General features: G+C 59.2%; 21 protein-coding genes and 1 pseudogene. 14 read left to right on the top strand and 8 right to left on the bottom strand.

The window, feature by feature from the left end:
* The first annotated feature begins 5 nt into the window (after nt 1–5).
* The 11 genes from IG616_RS01565 (at nt 6) to IG616_RS01515 (ending at nt 10,854) form a co-directional block, all read left to right on the top strand.
* Nucleotides 6–812 (top strand): sterol desaturase family protein, encoded by an 807-nt coding sequence (locus IG616_RS01565; RefSeq protein WP_192145764.1) that lies wholly within the window; start codon nt 6–8, stop codon nt 810–812.
* Nucleotides 813–815: 3 nt separating this feature from the next.
* Complete coding sequence (locus IG616_RS01560; RefSeq protein ID WP_192145762.1) at nt 816–1,604, top strand: sterol desaturase family protein; 789 nt, start codon at nt 816–818, stop codon at nt 1,602–1,604.
* Between the two features lie 178 nt (nt 1,605–1,782).
* Nucleotides 1,783–2,595, top strand: coding sequence for a sterol desaturase family protein (locus tag IG616_RS01555; RefSeq protein WP_192145760.1), 813 nt, complete (start codon nt 1,783–1,785; stop codon nt 2,593–2,595).
* Nucleotides 2,596–2,659: 64 nt separating this feature from the next.
* Nucleotides 2,660–3,043, top strand: coding sequence for a fluoride efflux transporter CrcB (crcB, locus tag IG616_RS01550; RefSeq protein ID WP_192145758.1), 384 nt, complete (start codon nt 2,660–2,662; stop codon nt 3,041–3,043).
* 138 nt (nt 3,044–3,181) lie between these two features.
* Nucleotides 3,182–4,201 carry an RluA family pseudouridine synthase gene (locus IG616_RS01545; RefSeq protein ID WP_192145756.1) on the top strand — a complete coding sequence of 340 codons (1,020 nt, stop codon included), beginning with the start codon at nt 3,182–3,184 and terminating at the stop codon, nt 4,199–4,201.
* A gap of 458 nt (nt 4,202–4,659) precedes the next feature.
* The gene (locus IG616_RS01540; protein WP_192145754.1) at nt 4,660–5,658 is read left to right on the top strand and encodes a helix-turn-helix domain-containing protein; all 999 of its coding nucleotides are present in this window, start codon (nt 4,660–4,662) and stop codon (nt 5,656–5,658) included.
* A gap of 217 nt (nt 5,659–5,875) precedes the next feature.
* Nucleotides 5,876–6,223, top strand: coding sequence for a DMT family protein (locus IG616_RS01535; protein ID WP_192145752.1), 348 nt, complete (start codon nt 5,876–5,878; stop codon nt 6,221–6,223).
* A gap of 159 nt (nt 6,224–6,382) precedes the next feature.
* Nucleotides 6,383–7,168 (top strand): class I SAM-dependent methyltransferase, encoded by a 786-nt coding sequence (locus tag IG616_RS01530; protein ID WP_192145750.1) that lies wholly within the window; start codon nt 6,383–6,385, stop codon nt 7,166–7,168.
* A gap of 113 nt (nt 7,169–7,281) precedes the next feature.
* Nucleotides 7,282–7,986, top strand: coding sequence for an HAD-IA family hydrolase (locus IG616_RS01525; RefSeq protein WP_192145748.1), 705 nt, complete (start codon nt 7,282–7,284; stop codon nt 7,984–7,986).
* Nucleotides 7,986–8,756, top strand: coding sequence for an ATP12 family chaperone protein (locus tag IG616_RS01520; protein WP_192145746.1), 771 nt, complete (start codon nt 7,986–7,988; stop codon nt 8,754–8,756). Before IG616_RS01525 ends, IG616_RS01520 begins: the two co-directional genes overlap by 1 nt.
* Before the next feature lie 163 nt (nt 8,757–8,919).
* Nucleotides 8,920–10,854 (top strand): beta-galactosidase, encoded by a 1,935-nt coding sequence (locus tag IG616_RS01515; protein ID WP_192145744.1) that lies wholly within the window; start codon nt 8,920–8,922, stop codon nt 10,852–10,854.
* A 219-nt stretch (nt 10,855–11,073) separates the two neighbouring features.
* Here the strand turns inward: IG616_RS01515 and mgtE are convergent, their stop codons facing one another.
* The 5 genes from mgtE to IG616_RS01490 all read right to left on the bottom strand — a co-directional run bounded on the left by mgtE (nt 11,074) and on the right by IG616_RS01490 (nt 17,416).
* The gene (mgtE, locus tag IG616_RS01510; RefSeq protein ID WP_192145742.1) at nt 11,074–12,516 is read right to left on the bottom strand and encodes a magnesium transporter; all 1,443 of its coding nucleotides are present in this window, start codon (nt 12,514–12,516) and stop codon (nt 11,074–11,076) included.
* Between the two features lie 850 nt (nt 12,517–13,366).
* Entirely contained in the window at nt 13,367–14,098 is a 732-nt protein-coding gene (locus IG616_RS01505) for a proteasome-type protease (protein WP_192145740.1), read from the bottom strand.
* A 74-nt stretch (nt 14,099–14,172) separates the two neighbouring features.
* A complete protein-coding gene (locus IG616_RS01500; protein WP_192145738.1) occupies nt 14,173–14,988 on the bottom strand; it encodes a transglutaminase family protein in 816 nt (271 codons plus the stop codon).
* Between the two features lie 51 nt (nt 14,989–15,039).
* Complete coding sequence (locus tag IG616_RS01495) at nt 15,040–15,987, bottom strand: alpha-E domain-containing protein (RefSeq protein ID WP_192145736.1); 948 nt, start codon at nt 15,985–15,987, stop codon at nt 15,040–15,042.
* A gap of 4 nt (nt 15,988–15,991) precedes the next feature.
* Nucleotides 15,992–17,416 carry a circularly permuted type 2 ATP-grasp protein gene (locus IG616_RS01490; protein ID WP_192146644.1) on the bottom strand — a complete coding sequence of 475 codons (1,425 nt, stop codon included), beginning with the start codon at nt 17,414–17,416 and terminating at the stop codon, nt 15,992–15,994.
* Between the two features lie 246 nt (nt 17,417–17,662).
* On the opposite strand from IG616_RS01490, the gene IG616_RS01485 reads away from it, so the two are divergent.
* On the top strand, nt 17,663–19,195 hold the full coding sequence (locus IG616_RS01485) for an acyl-CoA carboxylase subunit beta (protein ID WP_192145734.1): 1,533 nt from the start codon (nt 17,663–17,665) through the stop codon (nt 19,193–19,195).
* Between the two features lie 54 nt (nt 19,196–19,249).
* Nucleotides 19,250–19,438, top strand: a pseudogene (locus IG616_RS23325) (hypothetical protein).
* On the opposite strand, the gene IG616_RS01480 reads toward IG616_RS23325, so the two are convergent.
* The 3 genes from IG616_RS01480 to IG616_RS01470 form a co-directional block, all read right to left on the bottom strand.
* Nucleotides 19,424–19,759 carry a hypothetical protein gene (locus IG616_RS01480; RefSeq protein ID WP_192145732.1) on the bottom strand — a complete coding sequence of 112 codons (336 nt, stop codon included), beginning with the start codon at nt 19,757–19,759 and terminating at the stop codon, nt 19,424–19,426. The pseudogene IG616_RS23325 and the gene IG616_RS01480 overlap by 15 nt on opposite strands.
* 112 nt (nt 19,760–19,871) lie before the next feature.
* Nucleotides 19,872–20,243 (bottom strand): dihydroneopterin aldolase, encoded by a 372-nt coding sequence (folB, locus tag IG616_RS01475; RefSeq protein ID WP_192145731.1) that lies wholly within the window; start codon nt 20,241–20,243, stop codon nt 19,872–19,874.
* Between the two features lie 122 nt (nt 20,244–20,365).
* Nucleotides 20,366–20,830 carry a hypothetical protein gene (locus tag IG616_RS01470; RefSeq protein ID WP_192145730.1) on the bottom strand — a complete coding sequence of 155 codons (465 nt, stop codon included), beginning with the start codon at nt 20,828–20,830 and terminating at the stop codon, nt 20,366–20,368.
* 252 nt (nt 20,831–21,082) lie between these two features.
* Here IG616_RS01470 and IG616_RS01465 point away from each other — a divergent pair, with 252 nt between their 5' ends.
* On the top strand, nt 21,083–23,095 hold the full coding sequence (locus IG616_RS01465) for an acetyl-CoA carboxylase biotin carboxylase subunit (RefSeq protein WP_192145729.1): 2,013 nt from the start codon (nt 21,083–21,085) through the stop codon (nt 23,093–23,095).
* Nucleotides 23,096–23,101 lie beyond the last annotated feature (6 nt).

Below are 23,101 nucleotides of genomic sequence, written 5' to 3'. Positions count from 1 at the left end.
ATTTCATGCACCCATTTGATCCTGACTTTTTGGATGGTTTCCTGACATTCGCGGGCCTGGCCGCAGTGATCTATGTTGCAAGCCTTGTGGTTCTTTTTTCCGTAGGCTTGGGTGTAACCTGGTTGAACCAGCGTCATCCGGAACGCCGCATCCAATCCAGACACTCCAGCCGGCAAGCGAAAGAGGACATCAAGTCTTCGCTTGTTCAGCTGCTGGTGACGAGCCTTTGCCTGAGTGCGGGACTTTTTGCTCAGCACCAGGGCTGGACGATTGCGCCCTTTGAACTGTCGTGGTGGTCGGCCCCGGTGTTTTTTGCGGTCTCGGTTCTCCTGCACGATACCTGGTTCTATTGGGGGCACAGGATCCTGCACACGAAGACGTTTTACCGTTTTCACAAGCCACATCACCTAAACATCACGCCGACTGTTTGGTCGAACGACTCAGGCTCGACGGTTGATACCCTCTTTGCCCACACCTACTACGCTTTGGTGTTATTCGTTGTTCCCATTCCACCCGTGGTTCTGCTTGCGCATCGGCTGTTCGATCAGGTTTCGGCTCTGGTTGGCCATTGCGGATTTGAGCATTTCGCAGGCCGGATGGCACGGGCTCCCTGGCTGATGCTCTGCACGCTCTTTCATGACCAGCACCACCAGTATTTCGTCTACAATTACGCCAATTACTTCTCTTTCTGGGACCGGCTGTGCGGCACCGTCCACCCGGATTATGACAAAAGGGTCAAGTGGTTTGAGGCGCTGTATTCCCGAGGCACTTCCCAGGAAGCGGCTTCGAGCCCTGCTCAGGCGAAGGATTGAGCTGTGCAGCTGTTTTTTGATTATCTCCTGATCGTCTGCGTTATCTATGCCGCAATGCTCAGCGTCTATTTTGCGACAGGGCTAGGGATGACATGGGTCATCAACCGGCATCCGGAGCGCAGAATTCAGAAGACGCGGGACGGGTCCAGCCGTATCAGGCTGGAAATCCGGGCGTCGCTCAAGGCTCTGGCAACGTCCTCGCTGTTACTGTCCTCCGGCTATTTTGCTCAGACACAGGGCTGGACGCTGGTTTCCCCGCTGGCCTTGAGCTGGTGGTCTTTCCCGCTGATGTTTGCGGTGTGTTTCGTGCTCTTCGATGCCTGGTTTTATTGGGGGCACCGGATCCTGCATTGGGGCCCGCTCTACAAGTGGCACCTGCCGCATCACAAGTCCGTTGCCCCCACAGCATGGAGCAATGACAGTTCGACCACCGTCGACACTGTTATTGAACACGGGTTTTATCTTTTGGTCTGGTTCGTGCTGCCGGTTCCTGCGCTCAGCGTTTTTGCTCTGCGCCTGTTCGATCAAATCTCAGGTATGATCGGCCATTCCGGATTTGAGTTCTTTGCCTCAAAGAGCTCGCGCTGGCCGTTCCCGCTGATCTGCACCACGTTCCACGATCTGCACCACTCCCAGTTCCACTATAATTTCGGCAACTTCCTGTCGGTCTGGGACCGGCTTTGCGGAACGGTGCATCCGGGCTATGACGACTTCGTCCGTCAGATGGAGGAGACCGGTGACGTGCCGGACAGTGCCATCACGAAGGTGGCACGGACGGCGCCGGAAGCCTGAACGGGCGGGCCTGCAAGCGTCTGGATTGCAGGAAATCACGAATAAGCCTTGATGCAGTGCAATGCAGTGCGGCACTATTTGTGAAAAATCAGCCCTTCGCGATTTCAGCGGGGCGCGGCCGCTGGAGTGTTTCAGGCGGTTTTGCGCGATCGGCGCAAGTTACGGTGACCGGAAAGCTATGTTGACCCAAGTTCTTGATACCCTGCTGGAGTTCCTGCCGTTTTACGTGGCGGTCTACGGAATCAATGTCTTTCTGTATTTCGCCACGGGCTGGGTTCTGGTCCAGATCCAGAACCGGCATCCGGAGCACCGGATCCAGAAAAACCGCCGCGGCGAAAAGCGCATGTGGAAGGAAATCCGCCAGAGCGTCTGGTCGCTGACCGTGACTGCGGGGTGCATGGCGGGCGGTATTTTCCTTTCCTACAAGGGCTGGACCCTGGTGGATCCGCTGCCGCTGACCTGGTGGTCCGCGATCCTGATGTTCGCCGTGTCCGTCGTGGCCTTCGACACCTGGTTCTATTGGGGCCACCGCTTGATGCACACCAAGCTGATGTACCGCTTTCATGCGGAGCATCACCGCTCGGTCGCCCCGACCGTTTGGAGCACCTATTCGGACGATCTGGTCGATGCCTTCGTCATGCAGTGCTACTATCTGTGGGCGGTCGTCCTCCTGCCGATCCCGATCGAGGTGCTGATCGTCCACCGGCTATGGGACCACTTCAACGGCACCATCGGCCATTCCGGCTTCGAGTTCTATGCCTCGCCCCTGTCGCGGCTGCCATCCCCCATGGTCTGCGTGACATTCCACGATCAGCATCACTCCAAGTTCCGCTACAACTTCGCCAATTTCTTCTCGTTCTGGGACCGGGTCTGCGGCACCATCGCTCCGGATTACGACGAGCAGGTCAAGGTCTTCGAGACTATTGGTGAGACTGTTGCGGAGACTCCGGCAATCAGAGCGGCAGATAAAACGCGGGTACCCGGTGAGTGAAACCGGGTGCCGGTGATGAGAAAATAGGCTGGAAGCGCGGTCTGGGGATGGGTAAGTTGCCCGCATGAAACATCTTCTTCTCGTCATGCTGGGGGGCGGTCTCGGGGCTGGAGGGCGCCATCTGGTCGGCCTTTTGGCTCTGCGGCATCTCGGCTCCGGCTTTCCCTATGGCACATTGACCGTGAATGTCGTTGGCTCACTGATCATGGGCCTGTTCATCGGTTTTCTCGCCCGCCACGATGTGCCTTACTCCCAGGATATCCGGCTGCTGGCCGCGACCGGGTTTCTTGGCGGATTCACGACTTTCTCGTCCTTTTCGCTCGATACGGCTTTCCTTTGGGAGCGGGGGCAGTGGGAACTGGCGCTGGGATATGTCGCTCTGTCGGTGATTGTCTCCCTGGCAGCGGTGTTCGCCGGACTGCAGATCATGCGCCATATGGCCGCCTGACGGGCGTTGTCTGACCTTCCGGTCAAGGGAAGGGCTTCCAAATTGGCGCATTTGCGCCTATACGCGGGAACAAATTGCGCAGGGGCACTGTGCCACACACTGCGAGACGCGCCTTTTGAGGCGCCCGAGAGAAATCTGATGTCCGGTATTGAACAGAAACAAGTGACCGCCGATGAAGCGGGCATGCGCCTCGACCGTTGGTTCAAGGTCCATTTTCCGGGGCTTGGCTTCGGCCATCTGCAGAAACTGGTGCGGACCGGACAGGTGCGTGTCGATGGCAAGCGGGCGGAAACCAACACTCGTCTCGCCAATGGCCAGACCGTGCGTATTCCGCCGCTGGGCATCGAGCTGCCTGCGGATGACAAGAAGAATGCCAAGCCGAAGTCGACCAAGCTGGTGGAAAGCGACCGGGCTGCCATCGAGGGCATGATGCTTTACGAGGACAGCCAGGTCATGGTGCTGAACAAGCCCGCCGGCCTTGCCGTGCAGGGCGGCTCGGGGCTCAAGCGCCATCTGGATGGCATGCTGGACGCGTTCACAGACAAGAAGGGGAACAAGCCCCGCTTGGTTCACCGCCTCGACCGGGAAACCTCGGGTATCATTCTGGTCGCCAAGACCCGTCTGGCCGCTCAGGAGCTGACCAAGTCGTTCCGTCACCGCAATACGCGCAAGATCTATTGGGCAATGCTGGCAGGTGTTCCCAAGCCGAAGCAGGGGCGTATCTCCACTTATCTTGCCCGCGATGAGGGCGAGGAGCGGATGAAGGTAGCCCGTCACGGCGACGACAGTGCCCAGCATGCGGTCTCGATCTATTCCGTCTTTGAACAGTCGGCTCAGAAGCTGTCCTGGGTGACCTTGAAGCCGGTGACCGGGCGTACGCACCAGCTGCGTGCCCATGCGGCCCATATCGGCCATCCGATCATTGGCGACGACAAGTATTTCAACATCGAGAACTGGGAGCTGCCCGGCGGCATCCAGAACCGCCTGCACCTGCTGGCCCGCCGGATCGTCATTCCACATCCGTCCGGACACGGCATGATCGATGTCTCCGCTCCTCTGCCGCCTCACATGCAGCAGACCTGGAACCTGCTTGGCTTCGATACCACCGACTATGATCCGGAGACGGACGAGCCGGATGAGGAACTCGCCAAGCGCTGAAACCCGGCTGGGAGACATCGGCTCTGCTGCTTTTGCAGGGTTGCGAACTTGTTGTCTTGAGTCCGGTTCCAGGGTCAACGCCTTGTTTGCAAGCAGTTTTTTGACTTTGTTCAGAAGCTGATTCAATTGGCCAGCGCCTGACCTCAAACCATCGGCGCGGTTTGCGATGCTGTTTATCGTCTGCTTCGGCGTGCGCGAGACACTGTAGCGCAATCGCAGTCGTCACGGCGAAAACCGGCTCTGCTTCGTATTCGCGCAATGCAGAGGTTGTCTTTCTCCTGATGTTTCTGGCATCTTCTAACCTTCGAGCACTTTCCGGGCTCCGCGTTGGAGCGGACGGGACATGACCTTCAGGGGCAGTGAAACTGGGTCAGAAGGGGGATGCTCTGTGGGCAGGTTTACTAGGGTAGAACTCGGTTATGGAAGAGAGTGGCTCGATCGCACCGGCAGTTCCTGGCATGAAGTTTTCGACCAGGAACTTCAGTCAGCATGAGCAATTCGACGCCTGGTGCGGCTTCAATCTGGGGATGGCAGACCTTGAGACTGTCGGCCCCCGGAGCGAAGGCTTTGATGCCAGCGCCGAATTGTTTCAGCTGGGCCGGGTTGTCATGTGCAACTACGACTTTCCGCCGCTTGTGATCAATTACAATGACGAGGCGATCCGACGGTCACGGCTCGATCACTGGTGCTTGGGTGTGGTGACTGATGGCCGTATTGCCGTCAACAGCGATCAGCGGGGCTTCCAGGTAGGAGCAGGTGATCTTGCCATGTATTCCTACGCGATGCCTTTTGCCGGAAAGCTGGAGGCTGCGAGCTATTCCAGTCTGTTCTTCAGCCGGGATGATTATTGGGATATCGCGGATGAGCTTGACCGGGCTTCGCAGCTCAGTGTGAGAGGGCCCATGGCCCAGATCATCGCCGATTTCGTCCTGACGGTGAAAAAACGCGCCGACACGTTGACGGTGATAGATGGGGCTGCGGTCAACGAGGCGCTCGGCTCGCTGGTCCGGGCAATGGTGCGGCAGACCCCGGATACTCTGGCGGCAGCGCAAGCGCCTATCACGGCTGTGAATTTCGACAGGGCCCGCCGCTTCATCGCTCAGAACCTGAAGTCTCCCGATCTTTCTCCCGATATGATCTGTGCCCGGCTTGGCCTGTCCCGGCGTAACCTCTACTATCTCTTCGAAGCGCATGGCGGTGTCGCGACCTACATCAAGAACCGCCGTCTGGCCGCGTGCTGGAATGTGCTGATCAAGCCGGGGGAGCGCAAGCTGATCAGCTCGGTTGCCTATGAGTATGGTTACACCAATATGTCCGCCTTCAGCCGTCAGTTCCGTGACCGTTATGGCTGCAATCCGAGCGAAGCCAGATCGGCGCATATCTTCAATCAAGGTGCAGCGTCCACCAGAACGGGTGGCACGTTTGTCGATTGGCTCTCCCGGGTTGAGGCTGCATGAGCCGGCTACTACCACAGCTTTAGAAAGCGGCTTGCCTTGACGCCGCGCGGATCAAGGTCCTTGCCCTGTCTAGCCTGTGCCTGGACTGCGCGGGTTGCCTGTCAGTTTCCGGGCAGGTCATAAAAAACTCTTCTTTTGAGGGTGTAGCTTCCCGCGTTCTGTTTCACTGCTGCTCCCAGGCTTGAGACCGCGCCCTCCCTTCCCGAACGAGACCGCAATGCCACAATCCATGGCTTTCTTTCTGCCGCCGCTTCTGCTGGTGGGCTCCAATGTGTTCATGACCTTCGCGTGGTACGGGCATCTGAAACACAAGGGGGCGTCGCTTGTCCTGGTGATTGTGATCAGCTGGGGCATTGCCTTCTTTGAGTATTGCCTGGCGGTTCCCGCCAACCGGATCGGCAGCAGTGTCTATTCCGCGGCGCAGCTCAAAACCATGCAGGAGGTCATTACGCTTCTGGTGTTCTCCGGTTTCTCGGTTTTCTGGCTGAAGGAAAGCCTGACATTCAATCATGTCATCGGCTTTGTCCTGATCGCGGCTGGTGCGGCCTTCGTTTTCAAGGGCTGACCAAACACTCGAGACGCTTGTTTATTCCTGGTCTGTCTCTGCCGGAGATGGGTGAGGAGGCCTTTGCACTTTTGAGGGGCGGAATTTTGTCTTCCGGGGGTTTTGCTTTGCCGATTGAAATTGTATACGGTTGAATACAATTTCAACGGAGAGATCGTCATGGCCATTGATTTTCATGCAGAGAGCAACGCAGACACCTATGCAAAGCGCAGTGCGGCGGCGGAATGGCACAGTGCGATGGTAGGGCTGTTGAACCCTAAAGGCGCACAGGTTGCGGATATCGGCTGTGGCGGCGGGGTCTATACACGGGCATGGAGAGAGCTCGGCGCCGGTCATGTAGAAGGCGTTGATTTTTCCGAGGTAATGGTTGCGACCGCGGGGAAGAAGGCTGCGGATCTCACTGGCGTTCATTTCCGAAAGGGCAGTGCGGAGGAAACGGGGCTGGAAGCCGCACATTTCGACGTCGTCTTCGAGCGGGCGCTGATCCATCACCTTGCCGCTCTTGTGCCTGCCTTCCGCGAGGCTTTTCGCATCTTGCGTCCGGGCGGGCTGCTGATCGTGCAGCACCGGACGATGGACGATGTGCTTCAGCCTGCCACCACCGAGCATCTCAGGGGCTACTTCTTCAAGGCGCTGCCGCGCTTGCTCGACAAGGAAATGTCCCGCCGTCCGGATGGGGCTACAGTTCAAGCCGCTCTGGCAGCGGCGGGGTTTGAGGAGACGGCCAGCCAGACGCTCTGGGAGACCCGCAAGATCTATCCAGACCGCCAGGCGCTTGCGGACGATCTCCGGAACCGGACGGGACGCTCGATCTTGCATGAGCTGGACGATGCCGAGCTTGAACAGCTGATTTCCGAAGTGATGCTCCATGCGCCCGGGAGCGGAGAGATCCGGGAGCGGGACCGCTGGACGGTTTTCACCGCGAGGAAGCCGGTCGAGGCTTGAGCCCCCGGGCAGGTGAGGAGAGGCTGGGGCCTCCAGCCTCTTGACCTTGCCGTCAAAACCGGCCACATGCGGCGCTTAACGCGCCTTGAAACGGCGCTGGTTGCGGAGTTTCCATGTATCTCGTCATCTTCGACTGCGACGGCACGCTGGTGGACAGTCAGGAGACCATCCTGCACGGTCTGGAAGTGGGCTTTGCCGCGGTCAATCTGCCGATGCCGGACCGGCGCACGGCGCTGTCCATTGTTGGCTTGTCGCTGGAGCAAGCCTTTGCCCGGCTGGCTGGGCCGGACAATGCGCATCTGGCAGGAGCCATGTCCGATGCCTACCGCGCCTGCAAGATCTCCCGCAGGGCTGCGGGACTGGACCACGATCCGTTGTATCCGGGCACGCGCGAGGCACTGGACCGTCTGGCGGCAAAGGACGACGTTCTTGTCGGTGTCGCAACGGGCAAGGCGCGGCGCGGCGTGGATCACATGGTCGAGGTGCATGGACTGCATGGGCGGTTCGTGACTGTTCAGACGGCGGACACGTCTCCCTCCAAGCCACATCCTGACATGATCTTCAGGGCCTTGTCCGAGACGGGGGCTGAGAAGACCCGAACCGTGATGATCGGCGACACCTCCTATGACATGGAGATGGCACGGGCCGCCGGGGTCTATGCTATTGGTGTCACCTGGGGTTATCACGATGCCGCGCAGCTGGCGGCGGCCGGGGCTCATGCGGTGATCGGCCATTTCGACGAGCTGGATGGCGCCCTGTCGCGTCTGCCAGGCTTTGACAGCCTCTTTGAAACCAACCTTTTCGGGGAAACAGTCTGATGCGCGACTATCTGGAAAGCCTGGAACAGGATGCTGCCCGGGACCCGGAACAGCGGGCGCGGGAATTGTCCAGGCGGGAACTGCCCAAGCGCTTCTACAAGGAAGCTGCCGCCGTTGCAGTCGATGGCGGGTTTGCCATTCATCTGGACGGGCGGGCGGTCAAAACACCATCGCGGGCGACGCTCTTGATCGGACCGGAGGCTGTTGCCCATGGGGTGGCGGCAGAATGGAACGCGCAGGAGAAGGTCATCAATCCGGCGTCCATGCCCCTGACACGCATTGCCAACTCAGCCCAGGATGCGGTGTCGGCCCGTTTTGCGGAAGTGGCGGATGACATCACGAAATTCTGTGGCACCGACGCCCTGTGCTACCGGGCGGATGATCCGGAGAGCCTCGCAGACCGGCAGACCGAGCTGTGGGATCCGGTTCTCGCCTGGGCGGAAGAGCTGCTCGGCGGCCGCTTCGTTCTGATCGCAGGCCTGATGCATCAGGAGCAGCCTGAAGCGCTGCTTGCCGCCTATCGCGTCCGGATCGGCGGTCTGACACCTTTGCGTTTGGCAGCCCTTCACACGGCAACCTCTCTGACCGGTTCCGCGGTTCTGGCTTTGGCTCTTGCGGAAGGGCGGCTCAGCCCGGACGACGTCTGGCTGGCGGCCCATGTTGAAGAAGACTTCAACATCGAGCGCTGGGGACAGGATGCGGAAGCAGCCCAGGTGCGCCGGTACAAGCGTTCCGAGTTTGATGCGGCGGCGCTTATTCTGGCGGCCTGATCTCTTTGAAGAGAACACGGCTGACAGAGAGCAGCCTTAAAGAATTCGGGCTCCGGTTGCCTTGACGGCTGCCGGAGCCCTCTTCATATTCGTCCAGCATCCGAACTAAATGCGGCTGACCGGCTCTGGGTCCTGGCTGCCTTGCGACGAACTGGATTCCCCAATGCTTGGTGCTTGTTACTACCCGGAACACTGGCCGGAAGAGATCTGGGCCACCGATGCCCGCCGCATGCGCGAGGCCGGATTGAAGGTGATCAGGATCGCGGAATTCGGCTGGGCACGGATGGAATCGGCACCGGGCGTCTTTCATTGGGACTGGCTGGACAAGGCCATCGAAACGCTCACCGCGGAAGGGCTGCAAATCGTTCTGGGCACGCCGACCGCAGCGCCTCCGCGCTGGCTGATTGACCTTCATCCGGAGATCCTGCCCACCGACCGCAATGGCAACCCGCGCAAGTTCGGCTCCCGCCGCCACTACACGGTCGTTAGTCCGGCGCTTCATGAGGCCACCCGCCGGATCGTGGCGGCGATGGCGGAGCGCTATGGTAACCACCCCGCCGTGACCGGATGGCAGGTCGACAACGAGTTCGGCTGTGATGACACGATTTTTGCCTGGGGAGACGTGGACCGCAGGCACTTTCAGGACTGGCTCAAGGCCCGCTACGGGACTGTCGACGCCTTGAATGCGGCCTGGGGCAATGAGTTCTGGTCCATGCAGGTGACGCGCTTCGATGAGGTTGAGCTGCCCTGCGGACAAGTCTGCGCTATCAATCCAGCGGCCCAGATCGACTACATGCGCTGCCGTTCCGATGCGTTCAACGCTTATTTCAAGCTCCAGGCGGACATCATCCGGGCGCATTCACCGGGGCGGTTCCTCACGCATAATGCCATGGGCTATTCCCACACCTTCGACCATTTCGAGATGGGCCGGATGATGGATGTGGCCAGCTGGGATTCTTATCCGCTGGGCCGGATGGAAGGCTTGATGGTCAGCGAGGAAGAGCGCACGCGCTGGGCGCGCACCGGGCATCCCGATATCTCCGGCCTGCAGCACGATCATTACCGGGCCGTGGGGCAGGGGCGCTTCTGGATCATGGAGCAGCAGCCGGGCCCTGTGAACTGGGCGCAGTGGAACGCCATTCCCGAGCCTGGGATGGTGCGGCTTTGGACCTGGGAGGCGCTGGCGCATGGAGCGGAGGCTGTTGTCTATTTCCGCTGGCGCCAGTGCCCCTTTGCACAGGAGCAGATGCATTCCGGTTTGCTGCGGCCGGACAGCGAAATGTCCCCCGGTGGGCAGGAGGCCGTGAGGGTTGCTCAGGAGCTTGAGGCGCTGGGCACCCTGCCGGAGACCACACAGGCGCTGGTGGCTCTTGTCTTCGACTACTCTGCAGCCTGGGTTCTGCAGTTCGAGCCGCAAGGGCAGGATTACGACATCCGCATGCTGCTGATCCGCTGGTATGAGGCCTTCCGCAAGCTGGGTGTTGACGTGGACGTGGTGCCCGCTGGTGCGAGCCTTGAAGGCTATAAGGCGGTCATCGTCCCTATTCTGCCAATCATCACTGGCGCGGCACATGGCGCCTTTGAAGCAACGCAAGCACCCGTCCTTTTCGGCCCGAGGGCAGGAGCCAAGACAGAGAATTTTGCCATTCCGGACACCTTGCCGCCTGGACCGCGCCTGCAAGAACTGCTGCCGCTGAAGGTTGGCGAAGTGGAATCCATGCGCCCCGGTCTCGAGGAAAAGGTCTCCGGCAGAGTTCATGGCACCGTGCGGCGCTGGCGGGAGAATATCGAGACAGATCTCGAGGTTCTTAGCCGGTTCCAGACAGGCGCTCCGGCCCTGGTGGCCAATGGCAACTATCACTATCTGGCCGGCTGGCCGGAACCAGATCTTCTGGAAGAGCTGGCCCGGATGATGCTCGCCAAGACCGGGGTGAAGCCCGTGGACCTGCCGGAACAGGTTCGCCTCCGCCGCCGGGGCGACCTCGTCTTTGCCTTCAACTATGGTCCGGAAAGCTGGACGGTTCCGGTGGCCGGGGAAGACCTGCTTCTGGGAACCAAGGATCTCGCCGCCTATGACGTTGCCTGCTGGCGGGAGTAGGGGGCGGAGAGGCAATTTGGTCTGAGCATGCCCTATGCGCGCGTTTAGGGGCCAGGTCCTCGATAGTCTTCCCGGCCAAGCGCAGCGCGAGCCGGGACCGGAGAGCCAAAGGATTACCGGTTTCAAATAGTTGACTACCGAAGCGCCTCGGCTCACCGGTCCCGGATCTCTGGCTTTGCCGTCGTTCGGGAAGTCGAGGGACACGTTTATTGTGCTTCCTCAGCTCAGATAGAACGTCGTCGCCATCAGGAAGAACACCAGAACGCCCAGAATGTCGTTGGACGAGGTGATGAAGACGCCGGTCGCCATGGCTGGGTCAATGCCCAGCTTGTTAAGCGCAAGGGGCACCGTCGCGCCCACCATGGCGGCGAGGGTGGTGACACTCAGAAGAGACAGGGACGTCGCCAGGGCCAGATGCAGCGGTGCTTCGATGGTGACGACGGTCGAAGCGATCAGCATCAGGATTGCGAGGATGCAGCCCGCAACGGCTCCATTCATGAGCGCGGCCAGAAACTCCTTCAGGAGCCGGTGCTTGATCTCGCCGGACCATATGTTGCCAGTGGCAATGCCCTGAACCGCGACAGTTGAGGCTTGCAGACCGGCATTGCCGGCCATGGACATGGTGACAGGAATAAAAGCTGCCAGGATCGCCGCGGTGGCGAGCTGATCCTCGAAGGACCCGACCACAGTCGCAGCGATGCTGGAGCCAATAAGGCCGGTGAGCAGCCAGGGAAGACGGCCGCGGACAATACGCAAAATGGCATCGTTCGCCTTGGCTTCCGGGGAAACACCGCTCATCAGCAGCATGTCCTCCTCGGCTTCCTCGGAAGCGATGCGGTTGAGTTGCTTCGGCGTCACGCGCCCGATCAGGCGGCCATTGCCGTCAATCACGGGAACCGCCCGGATATCGCGCTTGCGGGCCAGCCGCAGGACTTCTTCCTGATCGGTGTCGGAAGAAACGGCCAGAAAATCCCGGTTCATGATCGCTGCCAGCGTTGCCGAACCAGGCGCAAGCAGAAGCTTGCCGAGTTCGACCGTTCCGGTCAGGCGCCCGTCCTCGTCCAGAACATAGAGCGTATAGACCTTGCGGATGCGGCTGGCGTCCGCCCGGATCTGGGCCACGGCCTCATCCACGCTGCAGGTCTTGGGCAAGGCGACGAACTTTCGCGCCATGATCCGCCCGGCGCTGTCATCGGCATAGCTCTGGCGTGAGGTCACTTCCTCGACATCGGGCAGCCGGTGCGCGAGCGCTTCTGCAATATCCTCGGGAAAGCCGTTGAGAATATCGGCGGCATCTTCCGGGTCGAGGCCGGCCAGAATGTCCTTGAACTGCTCCTGGGTGGCTTCTTCCATCAGAAGAGAGCGGTATTCCGGCCGCAGCTCCGCAATGACCTTGATGGACGGATTTGCGGGCAGCCAGGTAAAGAGTTTGCGGGCCTGTTTCAGCCGCAGCCGCACCAGCAGCTGCATCACGTCGATGGGATCCCACCGCTTCAGCATTTCCACCAGCTCGGTGCGCGAGCCCGCCTTAATCATCGTGCGGATGGCGGCAAGAGTCTCCTCATTAGCCTCCAGCGCTTCGCTGGCCGGTTCCCGGTGCCAGCAGATATGATGGTTGGGCGCAGAAATGCTGGGGGAGTTGAAAGTGGGCGGTATCGACATGGCGAGAACTTTGATTTGCTTGAACCGAAGCGGTAGCGAGCCAGTGTGACAGATTTTTAAAGCAGTTCACTCGCGAAGGCGCATAACACTGCGCTGACGCACGCCACAATGTATGCCGCAAAAGCAGAACAAGAAGTCGTTGCTAATATGTTATGAAATTCAGGAAAGATTTTTTCCGTCTTCAAGTGGAAAAAAGCACTGGCAGAAGCTTAATTAGAAGCTCACGCCAGCGCTTCAATCATTTGAATGTCCCGAGTTTTTGATCCTGGATCAAATTTTATTCCGTCACATCGTGGTCTGAGGCGCTGTTAGCGCGAAATAGGCATAGATCAACAGTACCAAGACGGCGAAACCTCCAACGGAAAAGAGCAGAACCCGGAGGTTCATTTTCCGCTGGTTGCCCTGTCTTGCTTCCGTTGCTGTTTTTTCCGGTGCTTGGGTTTCCACGTAAACTCTCCCTGTCTGTCTCAAGTTAGAGGCACTAGCCTCTGTGTCTAAAGCACTGTGGCCCTTCGTCCTCCTGGACGCCGGCTGGACCGGGAGGCTCCTGACTAGAGAGCCAGGCTTCAAAAATGTGCCTGACCGCAAATCTGCCGCAGCAGATTTGAAACTATCCGCTCTCGTGCGGTTGCCAGACAATTTAACAGTGCTCGTGAAAATTTAACGCAGCAGGGCGGAAAAGGTTCCTTTCACATTACGTAGCGCGAAAAAATGGCTTTTATTTTGAATGTGATGTGTTCAACTTTTTCTATTTATGGATCTTTTGGGAAGGCGGATTTAGACCTTTGATAAAGCTATTGGACAGCTGACAACGGACTTCTGGATAGCGCTGTGAACGGAGCCGCCTGTTCTAGACTTCCAGCTCGTCCATATTGGCGAACGCATCGCGCAGGCTGCGGGACCAGCCGGCTGAGAGTTTCTGGAAATAGGGGTCATCCTGCCCGATGCGCAGCTGGCGTTCGGCGGAAAAACTGTCCGTATTGTAGAGCAGAAGATCGATCGGCATGCCGACGGACAGATTCGATCTCAGGGTGCTGTCGAAGGACAGAAGGATCATCTTGGCGCCTTCCCCCAGGCGCATGTCCCGGCGGGTGACCCGGTCGAGAATCGGCTTGCCGTATTTGTGCTCGCCGATCTGCAGGAAGCGGGTGTCGTCAGAGGCCTCAATGAAGTTGCCTGCGGAATAGACCTGGAAGAGACGCGGTTCCTCGCCCTTGATCTGACCGCCGAGGATCAGTGTGACATAGAAATTGTCCGCGTTGGCCTGGAGTGCCTCGCCATCGATTGCCCTGACTTCCCGCACGGCGCTGCCGACAAGGCGGGCGGCCTGGAACATGGTGTCCACGTTCATCAGGGTGGGGCGGTCAGCCGAGGCAGAGTTGATGTGCTCGCTGAGGATCGAGACCACCGCCTGGGTGATGGCAAGATTGCCCGAGGACAGGAGCGTGATCACCCGCTCGCCCGGCTTTTCCCAGACATGCAGCTTCTTGAAAGTGGCAATGTTGTCCACCCCGGCATTGGTCCGGGTGTCAGCCGCAAACACCAGTCCGCGGTCCAGTTTCAGCCCCACGCAATAAGTCATTCACGCGTCCCGCTTCAAGCGCCCTTCCAGACTGAAGGCAGAGCGGAAAAGTCCTCGGGGCTTTCCCCGTTGGATCATTGCTGCTGCTGGCTGGCTGCCTGGTTTACCTCAACCTCGACATTCATGTTCTCGTCCTTGCCGCCGAACCGAATGCCCCGGATGGGAGCAGCGGAACGCGAATCAAGGCCGGTGGTCAAGCGGATATAGCGGTCGGTCGGGCAGATACCGTTGGATATGTCGAAAGCCAGCCAGCCGATGCCCTCAACATAGACTTCCGCCCAGGCGTGATGCGCCTCGGAGGCCTGCTCCTCATCGAGCAGAAGGTAGCCCGAGACGTAGCGGGCAGGGATCCCAATGGAGCGGGCAGCGGAGATGAAGATATGCGCATGATCCTGGCAGACGCCTTCTCCGGCCGCGAGGGCCGAGGCTGCGGTCGCATGGGTCTCGGTGACACCGGTCCGGTAGTCGACCTTGTCGCGGATGGCATGCATCAGCTCGTGAAACCCGGCGATCTTGTCATTCTGATCCGCAATCGCGCCCAGACGCCGGATGGCCTGATTGGGCTGGGTCACCTGGGTCATGCGGGTGAAGACCCGCACCGGTGTTTCGGAACGCTCCTCACCGATCACACCGGCCCGGTCCTCGGTTTCCACGATCCCGGTTGCGGTGATCTCGACGCTTTCGGTGGTCTTCTGCTCCGAGATCATGTGGACGATGTTGTCGAAGGCATCCGTATAGGACGTCGCCCGGTCAATGCATGGGGCATCGATGGACCATTCAATCACCTTTTGTCCCGCGCAGTCCCGCGGTGTCAGCCGCAGCTGCTGCATCGCGTTGGCGAGAGGCGTCTCGTATCGGTAGCGGGTCTTGTGCCGGACGGTCAGGCGCATCGTTCACACCATTGTCTGTTGTCAGGAGCGGGCAGCGTTCGTTCGGCCTTATCAGGCGAAATTATAGTCTTTTGACAGTTGCTGAGCGAAAGCATTGTTCCTGGAGATGAAGTCATTCAGGAAGTCATGCAAACCGCGGTCGTAGATCTCCTGCATGCGTAAAGATCTCAGATCCTGTTCCAGTTCCCGGGCCATCTGAATGCTCGGGTCCTCGCAGCCATAGAACTGTGCCAGATCATCGGCGCTGTCCAGAATCCAGTCATAGCAATGGGCGAGCGAGCGGGGCATTTCCTTCCTGAGGATCAGGAATTCCGAGATGTTGAACGCCTTCAGCTTTGCATCCGGATAGGCGAAGCGGTAGCTGCGCAGACCTGAGAGTGCCCTAAGAATGCCGCTCCATTGGGTCCGCTCATAACCGTCACCGATCACGTCATTGTCGGGCAACAGAACCCAGTATTGGGTGTTCAGAATGCGGGCCGTGTTGTCCGCCCGCTCGATGAAGTTGCCCATCTGGCTGAAGAAATAGCCATCGTCGCGCAGGATCGTATTGAGCAGCGCGCCCCGGAACAGGTGAGAGCGCTGGCTGATCCAGGCAAGGAAATCCGGCAGCTTGTCCTGGGTGATCGACTGCGGATTGACATCCGAGAACTCGATATAGGTCGTGTTGAGCGCTTCCCAAAGTTCGGCGGTAATCCCCGTGCGCACGGATCTGCCGTTGTTGCGGGCATTTTCCAGGCACATGCGGACACTGGACGGATTGTCCTTGTCGAAGATCATGTAGTTGATCACGGCCTTTGGCGTGATCTCTTCATTCTTCTGGCCAAAGTCATAAGCGCAGCCGGAACTGGCGAGGGCGAAGTTCCAGTGGCCCGTTTCTCCATTGCCATTATGCGAGACCATGGAGTTGCGATAGGCGACTTCGAGCAGCTTTGTGTTGTTCAGGGCGCGCTCTTGATAGCGGGACATCCAGAACAGGGAGGAGGCGGTACGTCCGAGCATGATATCAGTCCTCCAGCACCCAGGTGTCTTTTGTTCCGCCGCCCTGGCTGGAGTTGACCACCAGGGAGCCCTTCTTCAGGGCAACCCGGGTCAGACCGCCTGGGGTAATGCGGACCTGATCGCCGATGAGCACATAGGGGCGGAGATCCACATGCCGGGGAGCCACGCCGGAGGCAACATGTGTCGGGCAGGCAGACAGCGCGAGGGTGGGCTGGGCAATGTAGTTGGATGGGTTGGCCGTCAGGATCTTGCGGAAATCAGAGATCTGGCGCTTGGAGGCCGTCGGGCCGATCAGCATGCCGTAGCCGCCCGATCCGTGCACTTCCTTGACGACGATGTCTTCCAGATTGTCCAGCACATAGGCCAGATCGTCCGGGCGCGAGCAGTTCCAGGTCGGCACGTTGTTCAGGATCGGCTTCTGGCCGGTGTAGAACTCGATGATGTCCGGAACATAGGCGTAAATGGCCTTGTCGTCGGCAATGCCGGTTCCTGGCGCGTTGCAGATCGTGACATTGCCGGCCCGGTAGGCATCGAACAGGCCGGGCACACCCAGCATGCTGTCCGGATTGAAGGTGAGCGGATCCAGGAATGCATCGTCGATCCGGCGGTAAATGACATCGACCTGCTTGGGTTCGCGGGTCGTGCGCATGAACACCTTGCCCTGATCCACGAACAAGTCGCGGCCTTCCACAAGTTCCACGCCCATAGAATCAGCAAGGAAGGCATGCTCGAAATAGGCGGAGTTGTAGATGCCTGGTGTCAGAACGCAGACGGTCTGGTCGGACTTGGACTGATCCGGGCCGACGCTTTCCAGTGTTTGGCGCAACAGGTCCGGATACTGCTCGACCGGCGCAACCCGGTGCATCTGGAACAGGTCCGGGAAGATCCGCATCATGGTTTCGCGGTTTTCCAGCATGTAGGAAACGCCGGACGGTGTGCGGGTATTGTCCTCCAGCACGTAGAATTCGTTTTCCGAGACGCGGACCAGGTCAGTGCCGATGATGTGGGCATAGACCTTGCGGGCCGGGGTGAAGCCAACCATTTCCGGCAGGAAGGCTTCATTCTGCAGAATCAGATCCGCGGGAATGCGTCCGGCCCGGATGATTTCCTGACGGTGGTAGATGTCATGGAGAAAGGCGTTGAGCGCTCTGACACGCTGTTCGATCCCGGCCGACAGGCGCCGCCACTCGGCAGCGGAAATGATCCGGGGGATCGGGTCGAAGGGGATCAGTCTTTCCGTCGCCTCATGGGCTCCGTAGACGGCAAACGTGATGCCCAGCCTTCGGAAGATCGTTTCAGCTTCCCGGCTTTTCCGGTTGAGAAAGTTGGACGGCTTGTTCTCCAGCCAGGAAACAAGCTGCTCGTAGGCTGCGCGCGGAATGCCCGCCTCATCCTGCATTTCGTTGAAAAACGACCGCTCTTCGCCCATTGCCTCCCCGTTCATTTCTGCCGCGTTGTTGTGCAAGCATTACAAATAGTGCGATTGTCTCCAAGAACAATCTAGTGGCGTTGGTGCCTAGTTTTTGTGCAAATTCCCTTGAGGGAGGGTGGTTTTTGCTGAGTTCTTCTCTTGGTGCGGGTTCGGCGGCGTTGGTCCTTCTGATGACTTTGCCGCGGTGAAGCCGCATGCTAGGACCAATGAAGAATAGGCAAAACAGCTGTTGCGGAGCGACTGATGAAGGAAATCCTTGCTGAACTGGAAAGCCGCCGGGAAACGGCCCGTCTTGGAGGAGGGCAGCGCCGCATCGATGCCCAGCATGCCAAGGGCAAGCTGACGGCGCGCGAGCGGATCGAGCTTCTGCTTGACGAAGGTTCCTTCGAGGAATTCGACATGTTCAAGGTGCATCGCTGCACCGATTTCGGCATGGACGAACAGCATATCCCCGGTGACGGAGTTGTGACGGGCTGGGGAACGGTCAATGGCCGCACGGTCTATGTCTTCTCGAAGGACTTTACGGTTTTTGGCGGCTCGCTGTCTGAAACCCACGCCCAAAAGATCATCAAGCTTCAGGATATGGCCCTGCAGAACCGGGCGCCCATCATCGGCCTCTTCGACGCGGGCGGTGCGCGCATTCAGGAAGGCGTTGCGGCGCTGGGCGGTTATGGCGAGGTGTTCCAGCGCAATGTGCTGGCGTCGGGTGTGATTCCGCAGATCTCGCTGATCATGGGTCCCTGCGCTGGCGGCGACGTGTATTCGCCTGCCATGACCGACTTCATCTTCATGGTGCGCGACACATCCTATATGTTCGTGACCGGCCCGGACGTGGTAAAAACGGTGACAAACGAGACCGTGACCGCCGAGGAACTGGGCGGTGCCTCGGTTCACACCACCAAGTCTTCCATTGCCGATGGCGCTTTCGACAATGACGTTGAAGCGCTTCTGGAAATGCGCCGGCTGATCGACTTCTTGCCGATGAACAACACGGCGGAAATACCGGAACTGGCCTGCCACGATGATCCGGACAGGATCGACATGAGCCTCGATACGCTCATTCCGGACAATCCGAACAAGCCTTATGACATCAAGGAACTGATCCTGAAGATGGTCGATGAGGCCGATTTCTTCGAGATTCAGGCTTCCTTCGCCAAGAATATCGTCACTGGCCTAGGCCGGATCGAGGGCCGGACCGTCGGCATTGTGGCCAACCAGCCGATGGTTCTGGCCGGCGTTCTGGACAGCGATGCCAGCCGCAAGGCGGCCCGTTTTGTCCGCTTCTGCGACTGCTTCAACATTCCGCTGGTCACCTTGGTCGATGTTCCGGGCTTCCTGCCGGGCACCTCGCAGGAATATGGCGGGCTGATCAAGCACGGTGCGAAGCTGCTGTTTGCCTATGCCGAAGCCACCGTTCCGAAAATCACGGTCATCACCCGCAAGGCCTATGGCGGGGCCTATGACGTGATGAGTTCAAAGCACATCCGGGGTGACATCAATTACGCCTGGCCATCAGCCGAGATCGCCGTGATGGGGGCCAAGGGCGCGGTCGAGATCCTCTATCGCTCGGAACTGGGCGACAAGGACAAGATCGCCAAGCGGACGAAGGACTACGAGGACCGCTTCGCCAATCCGTTTGTTGCTGCCGAGCGTGGCTATATCGATGAGGTGATCCGTCCTCATTCCACCCGGCGCCGGGTTAGCCGTGCCTTGGCTCTCTTGCGGACCAAGTCCCAGCAGAACCCGTGGAAAAAGCACGACAATATCCCGCTTTGAGCGGAAGAGTTTTGTTTCAAGCAGAAAGGGCAGCCACCGGCTGCCCTCAGATTGATTACAAACCCCTCGGTTTTTGGCGGCAGCCAGAATCGAGGGGTTTTGATTCCGATATGTTCACGATTTGAATCTGTGACGTTCCGTGAATCTGAACCTCTTCGATAGGCTTCAGAGGTTTGTCAGCAGTCTGAGGGCAGCCACCGGCTGCCCTTTTTGTGTGAAGGACATCCCCTATCGGTCCCATAGATTTCGCCGGAACAACGGCTCCTGGCATTTATAGGCGACAGGGCAATTCGCGTTGTCTTTAGTACGGGCATATTGCGGATAGATGTCTTCCCAGCGGTCGCAGTAACTGCGGTTGGAGACAAACAGCGCATAGGTGGTCGGGCTGGTGGTGAAGACGACCTTGCCGTAGCGCTGAACCATCTGCTGGGCAGCCGCACAGGTGATCTTGCTGAGGTCTGGCCGGGCCAGGGCCGGGCTGGCGAAGCTCGCAAGAAGCAGCAGCGCTGCTGTGCCCTGCTTCAGGTGACGGGCCGGCCAGCGTCTTTTGGGTATGGAAGTCATGATGATGCTCCGCAATCCAGACAAATCCCCCATGCCTCAAGATAGGTGCTCGTGCCCTGTTTGGCCAGATGAGGGGGCCGGCTCAAATACCGTGCCGGCCAAGCTGGTGCGGTCAGGTGATCCCCGGCCGGTTGCGCATGATCTCGACGCTTGCGGTGCCTGAGGGAACGGGCAGGGGCGCGCCTGGCTTTTCAACCTTCACCCTAACCTTCTGGATACGCTCATCGGTCTTGAAGACCGCTTCCACGATCGCGGCGGCCAACCGTTCGATCAGGTTGAAGCGGGTGCCGGTTACAGCCTGTTCGACGGATTTTACCAGTCCCGCATAACAGACGGTCTGCTCGTACTCGTCGCTTTCGCAAGCCGCCGACAGATCCAGCCAGCAGGTCAGGTCCACGAGGAAGCGCTGTCCCAGCCGGGCTTCTTCCTCGTAGAGGCCGTGATAGGCGAAGAACGCCAGGTCCTTCAGGTGTATTGCGTCCATGTTTATCCCCGGATCCTTCGCGCAGGCATGCAGAGGTATGCCGCCGTGGAAACCAAGCTGCAGGGTTTAGTGCCTGCACCGCGGAAAATCCAGCGTCCGCAACGGGTGATGTGAATGGGCGCTTACTTGTAGAAATCCGCGGGGCAGGCGCTTTCGGCCAGAACGTCCCTTGCTCCGGTCAGAGAAAATTTTGCCATGCTTTCATCTTCGAACATGACGCTGAGATGGTGCCCGGTGCGCAGCCGCTGCCACAAAACCGTATAACCATCCGCGCAGGCTGCACAGTCTGTCTGCACATAGCCGGCCGTGTCTGCTGTGACCTTTTGCATGTGCCGGTCGATGATGACACGCATGGTCTTGCGGGCGGGAGCAGCCTTGCCGCGGATATCCACGTCAATGACTGTGCCAGAGAGCTTGCGTGTTCTGTGGCACCAGATCGTGAACAGAGATCCGTCGTCGGCCTTGGTCCAGTATTTCTCAAATCCCTTGACCGTATCTACGTGCCAGTCACCCGACTGAGCGGCAAGAACAGTTGACGGAAATAAAGCCAGGGACAGAAGCCCTGAGATTAAAAATTTTTTTACCATGTAAATCCCCCGATTTCGGGAAAATAAAGACATGGAACTGTTAAAAATCCCTATCCCTTTTTGCCGGATAGTCCGCAAAGCCTCACGGTTTCGGCGTGCCGCGCTCTACTCGGTGTTGCTGCCGGTGGGGAGCGCATCTGGTCCTGCCATGCAGCTGGAAGGCGGTTGGGTCATCCTTTCGACATATTGCGCCGCGTCAGGCAGCGTCCTACAACTCTTCCCCGAAGATAAAGAAATCGGGGCGGATGCTGCATGTTCTCGAAAATTCTCATTGCCAACCGTGGTGAAATCGCCTGCCGTGTGATCAAGACGGCACGCCGCATGGGCATCAAGACCGTTGCGGTCTATTCCGATGCGGACCGGGACGCGGTTCACGTGGAGATGGCGGATGAAGCCGTCCACATCGGCCCTGCCGCAGCATCGGAATCCTATCTGATCGCCGACAAGATCATTGCTGCCTGCAAGGCAACCGGCGCGGAAGCTGTTCATCCTGGATATGGCTTTCTGTCCGAGCGGGCGAGCTTCCCGAAGGCTCTTGCAGCAGAAGGCATCGTGTTCATTGGCCCGAATCCCCACGCCATCGAGGCCATGGGCGACAAGATCGAATCGAAGAAATTCGCCAATGAAGCCAAGGTCAGCACGGTTCCCGGCTATCTCGGCGTGATCGAGAGTGCGGATCAGGCGGTCGAAATTGCCGGAGAGATCGGCTACCCGGTCATGATCAAGGCGTCTGCCGGCGGCGGCGGCAAGGGCATGCGCATCGCGTGGAACGCGGAAGAGGCGCGGGACGGTTATGTCCGCTCCAAGTCCGAAGCGGCGTCTTCCTTCGGCGATGACCGGGTCTTCATTGAGAAATTCATCCAGAATCCGCGCCATATCGAAATTCAGGTGCTTGGCGACAAGCACGGCAATGTCATCTATCTGGGCGAGCGCGAGTGCTCCATTCAGCGCCGGAACCAGAAGGTGATCGAGGAAGCCCCGTCGCCGCTGCTGGACGAGGAAACCCGCCGCAAGATGGGCGAGCAGGCCGTCGCCTTGGCCAAGGCCGTGAACTATGACAGTGCGGGAACGGTGGAGTTCGTCGCTGGTCAGGACAAGAGCTTCTTCTTCCTGGAAATGAACACCCGTCTTCAGGTGGAGCACCCGGTGACCGAGCTGATCACTGGAGTGGATCTGGTCGAGCAGATGATCCGCGTTGCCTATGGCGAGAAGCTTGCGCTTACCCAAAGCGATGTGAAGCTGAATGGCTGGGCGGTGGAAAGCCGTATTTATGCGGAAGATCCCTACCGCAACTTCCTGCCGTCGATCGGCCGTCTGGTGCGCTATGAGCCGCCCGCGGAAGAATCGAAGAACGGGATCACTATCCGGAATGACACCGGTGTCGTCGAGGGCTCCGAGATCTCGATGTTCTACGATCCGATGATCGCCAAGCTGATCACCCATGCGCCGACCCGTGCCGAGGCGATCACGGCCATGAGTGAGGCCCTGGATGCTTTCTATGTGGATGGGATCCAGCACAACGTGCCGTTCCTGACGTCGCTGATGAACCATCCGCGCTGGAAGTCTGGAGAACTGGCGACGAGTTTCATCGCGGATGAATATCCGGACGGTTTTGTGCCTGCCGAGCCGGACGCGGAAGCGCTGGGGCTTCTGAGCGCCGTCGCCCTGTCCATGGGCGCGATGCAGCGCGAGCGGCTGGATCATCTTCCCGGCCGTCTGAGGCCTCATTCCGGCGCGGTGCGCGAGGATTGGGTGGTCAAGCTGGACAAGACCTATCAGCCTGTCCGGCTGGTGGCGGGCTATCCCGGAACTCCGGTCGAGATCGACGTGAAGGTCGGTGAGGGGCCGGTTCAGACTGTGACCTCCAGTTGGGCGCCGGGAGAGAGGATCTGGCGCGGTGCGGTTGGAGACCGGGCGATGACGGTTCAGGTCCGTCCGGTTGCCGGTGGCTACCGGCTTGACTGGCAGGGCTATTCGGTCGCCGCAAAGGTGATGCTGCCTCGCACTGCCGAACTTGATGCTCTTATGCCTGAAAAGCTGCCGCCGGATACGTCAAAACTGCTGCTTTGCCCGATGCCAGGCCTGGTGGTGTCCATCGCTGTGGAAGAGGGGCAAGAGGTCAAGGCGGGCGAACAGCTTGCTGTCGTCGAGGCGATGAAGATGGAGAACGTTTTGCGGGCGGAGCGGGATTGCACCGTTACCGCAATCAAGGCTAAGGCAGGGGACAGTCTGGCGGTGGATGCCGTCATCATGGAGTTCTCCTGACAACGG

The organism is Roseibium litorale (assembly GCF_014842915.1).
In the GTDB taxonomy this organism is placed as follows: domain Bacteria; phylum Pseudomonadota; class Alphaproteobacteria; order Rhizobiales; family Stappiaceae; genus Roseibium; species Roseibium litorale.
Note: the sequence above shows the minus strand (reverse complement) of the source record. Positions and strands in the feature narration are given on the sequence as shown.

What these genes read in the sequence shown, in the direction of transcription:
- folB (WP_192145731.1), bottom strand. Translation starts at nt 20,243, where the DNA reads ATGGACGCAATACACCTGAAGGACCTGGCGTTCTTCGCCTATCACGGC.
- IG616_RS01565 (WP_192145764.1), top strand. Translation starts at nt 6, where the DNA reads ATGCACCCATTTGATCCTGACTTTTTGGATGGTTTCCTGACATTCGCG.
- IG616_RS01495 (WP_192145736.1), bottom strand. Translation starts at nt 15,987, where the DNA reads ATGCTCGGACGTACCGCCTCCTCCCTGTTCTGGATGTCCCGCTATCAA.
- IG616_RS01505 (WP_192145740.1), bottom strand. Translation starts at nt 14,098, where the DNA reads ATGACTTATTGCGTGGGGCTGAAACTGGACCGCGGACTGGTGTTTGCG.
- IG616_RS01530 (WP_192145750.1), top strand. Translation starts at nt 6,383, where the DNA reads ATGGCCATTGATTTTCATGCAGAGAGCAACGCAGACACCTATGCAAAG.
- mgtE (WP_192145742.1), bottom strand. Translation starts at nt 12,516, where the DNA reads ATGTCGATACCGCCCACTTTCAACTCCCCCAGCATTTCTGCGCCCAAC.
- IG616_RS01515 (WP_192145744.1), top strand. Translation starts at nt 8,920, where the DNA reads ATGCTTGGTGCTTGTTACTACCCGGAACACTGGCCGGAAGAGATCTGG.
- IG616_RS01490 (WP_192146644.1), bottom strand. Translation starts at nt 17,416, where the DNA reads ATGGGCGAAGAGCGGTCGTTTTTCAACGAAATGCAGGATGAGGCGGGC.
- IG616_RS01535 (WP_192145752.1), top strand. Translation starts at nt 5,876, where the DNA reads ATGCCACAATCCATGGCTTTCTTTCTGCCGCCGCTTCTGCTGGTGGGC.
- IG616_RS01485 (WP_192145734.1), top strand. Translation starts at nt 17,663, where the DNA reads ATGAAGGAAATCCTTGCTGAACTGGAAAGCCGCCGGGAAACGGCCCGT.
- IG616_RS01540 (WP_192145754.1), top strand. Translation starts at nt 4,660, where the DNA reads ATGAAGTTTTCGACCAGGAACTTCAGTCAGCATGAGCAATTCGACGCC.
- IG616_RS01480 (WP_192145732.1), bottom strand. Translation starts at nt 19,759, where the DNA reads ATGACTTCCATACCCAAAAGACGCTGGCCGGCCCGTCACCTGAAGCAG.
- IG616_RS01500 (WP_192145738.1), bottom strand. Translation starts at nt 14,988, where the DNA reads ATGCGCCTGACCGTCCGGCACAAGACCCGCTACCGATACGAGACGCCT.
- IG616_RS01545 (WP_192145756.1), top strand. Translation starts at nt 3,182, where the DNA reads ATGTCCGGTATTGAACAGAAACAAGTGACCGCCGATGAAGCGGGCATG.
- IG616_RS01470 (WP_192145730.1), bottom strand. Translation starts at nt 20,830, where the DNA reads ATGGTAAAAAAATTTTTAATCTCAGGGCTTCTGTCCCTGGCTTTATTT.
- IG616_RS01520 (WP_192145746.1), top strand. Translation starts at nt 7,986, where the DNA reads ATGCGCGACTATCTGGAAAGCCTGGAACAGGATGCTGCCCGGGACCCG.
- IG616_RS01525 (WP_192145748.1), top strand. Translation starts at nt 7,282, where the DNA reads ATGTATCTCGTCATCTTCGACTGCGACGGCACGCTGGTGGACAGTCAG.
- IG616_RS01555 (WP_192145760.1), top strand. Translation starts at nt 1,783, where the DNA reads ATGTTGACCCAAGTTCTTGATACCCTGCTGGAGTTCCTGCCGTTTTAC.
- IG616_RS01465 (WP_192145729.1), top strand. Translation starts at nt 21,083, where the DNA reads ATGTTCTCGAAAATTCTCATTGCCAACCGTGGTGAAATCGCCTGCCGT.
- crcB (WP_192145758.1), top strand. Translation starts at nt 2,660, where the DNA reads ATGAAACATCTTCTTCTCGTCATGCTGGGGGGCGGTCTCGGGGCTGGA.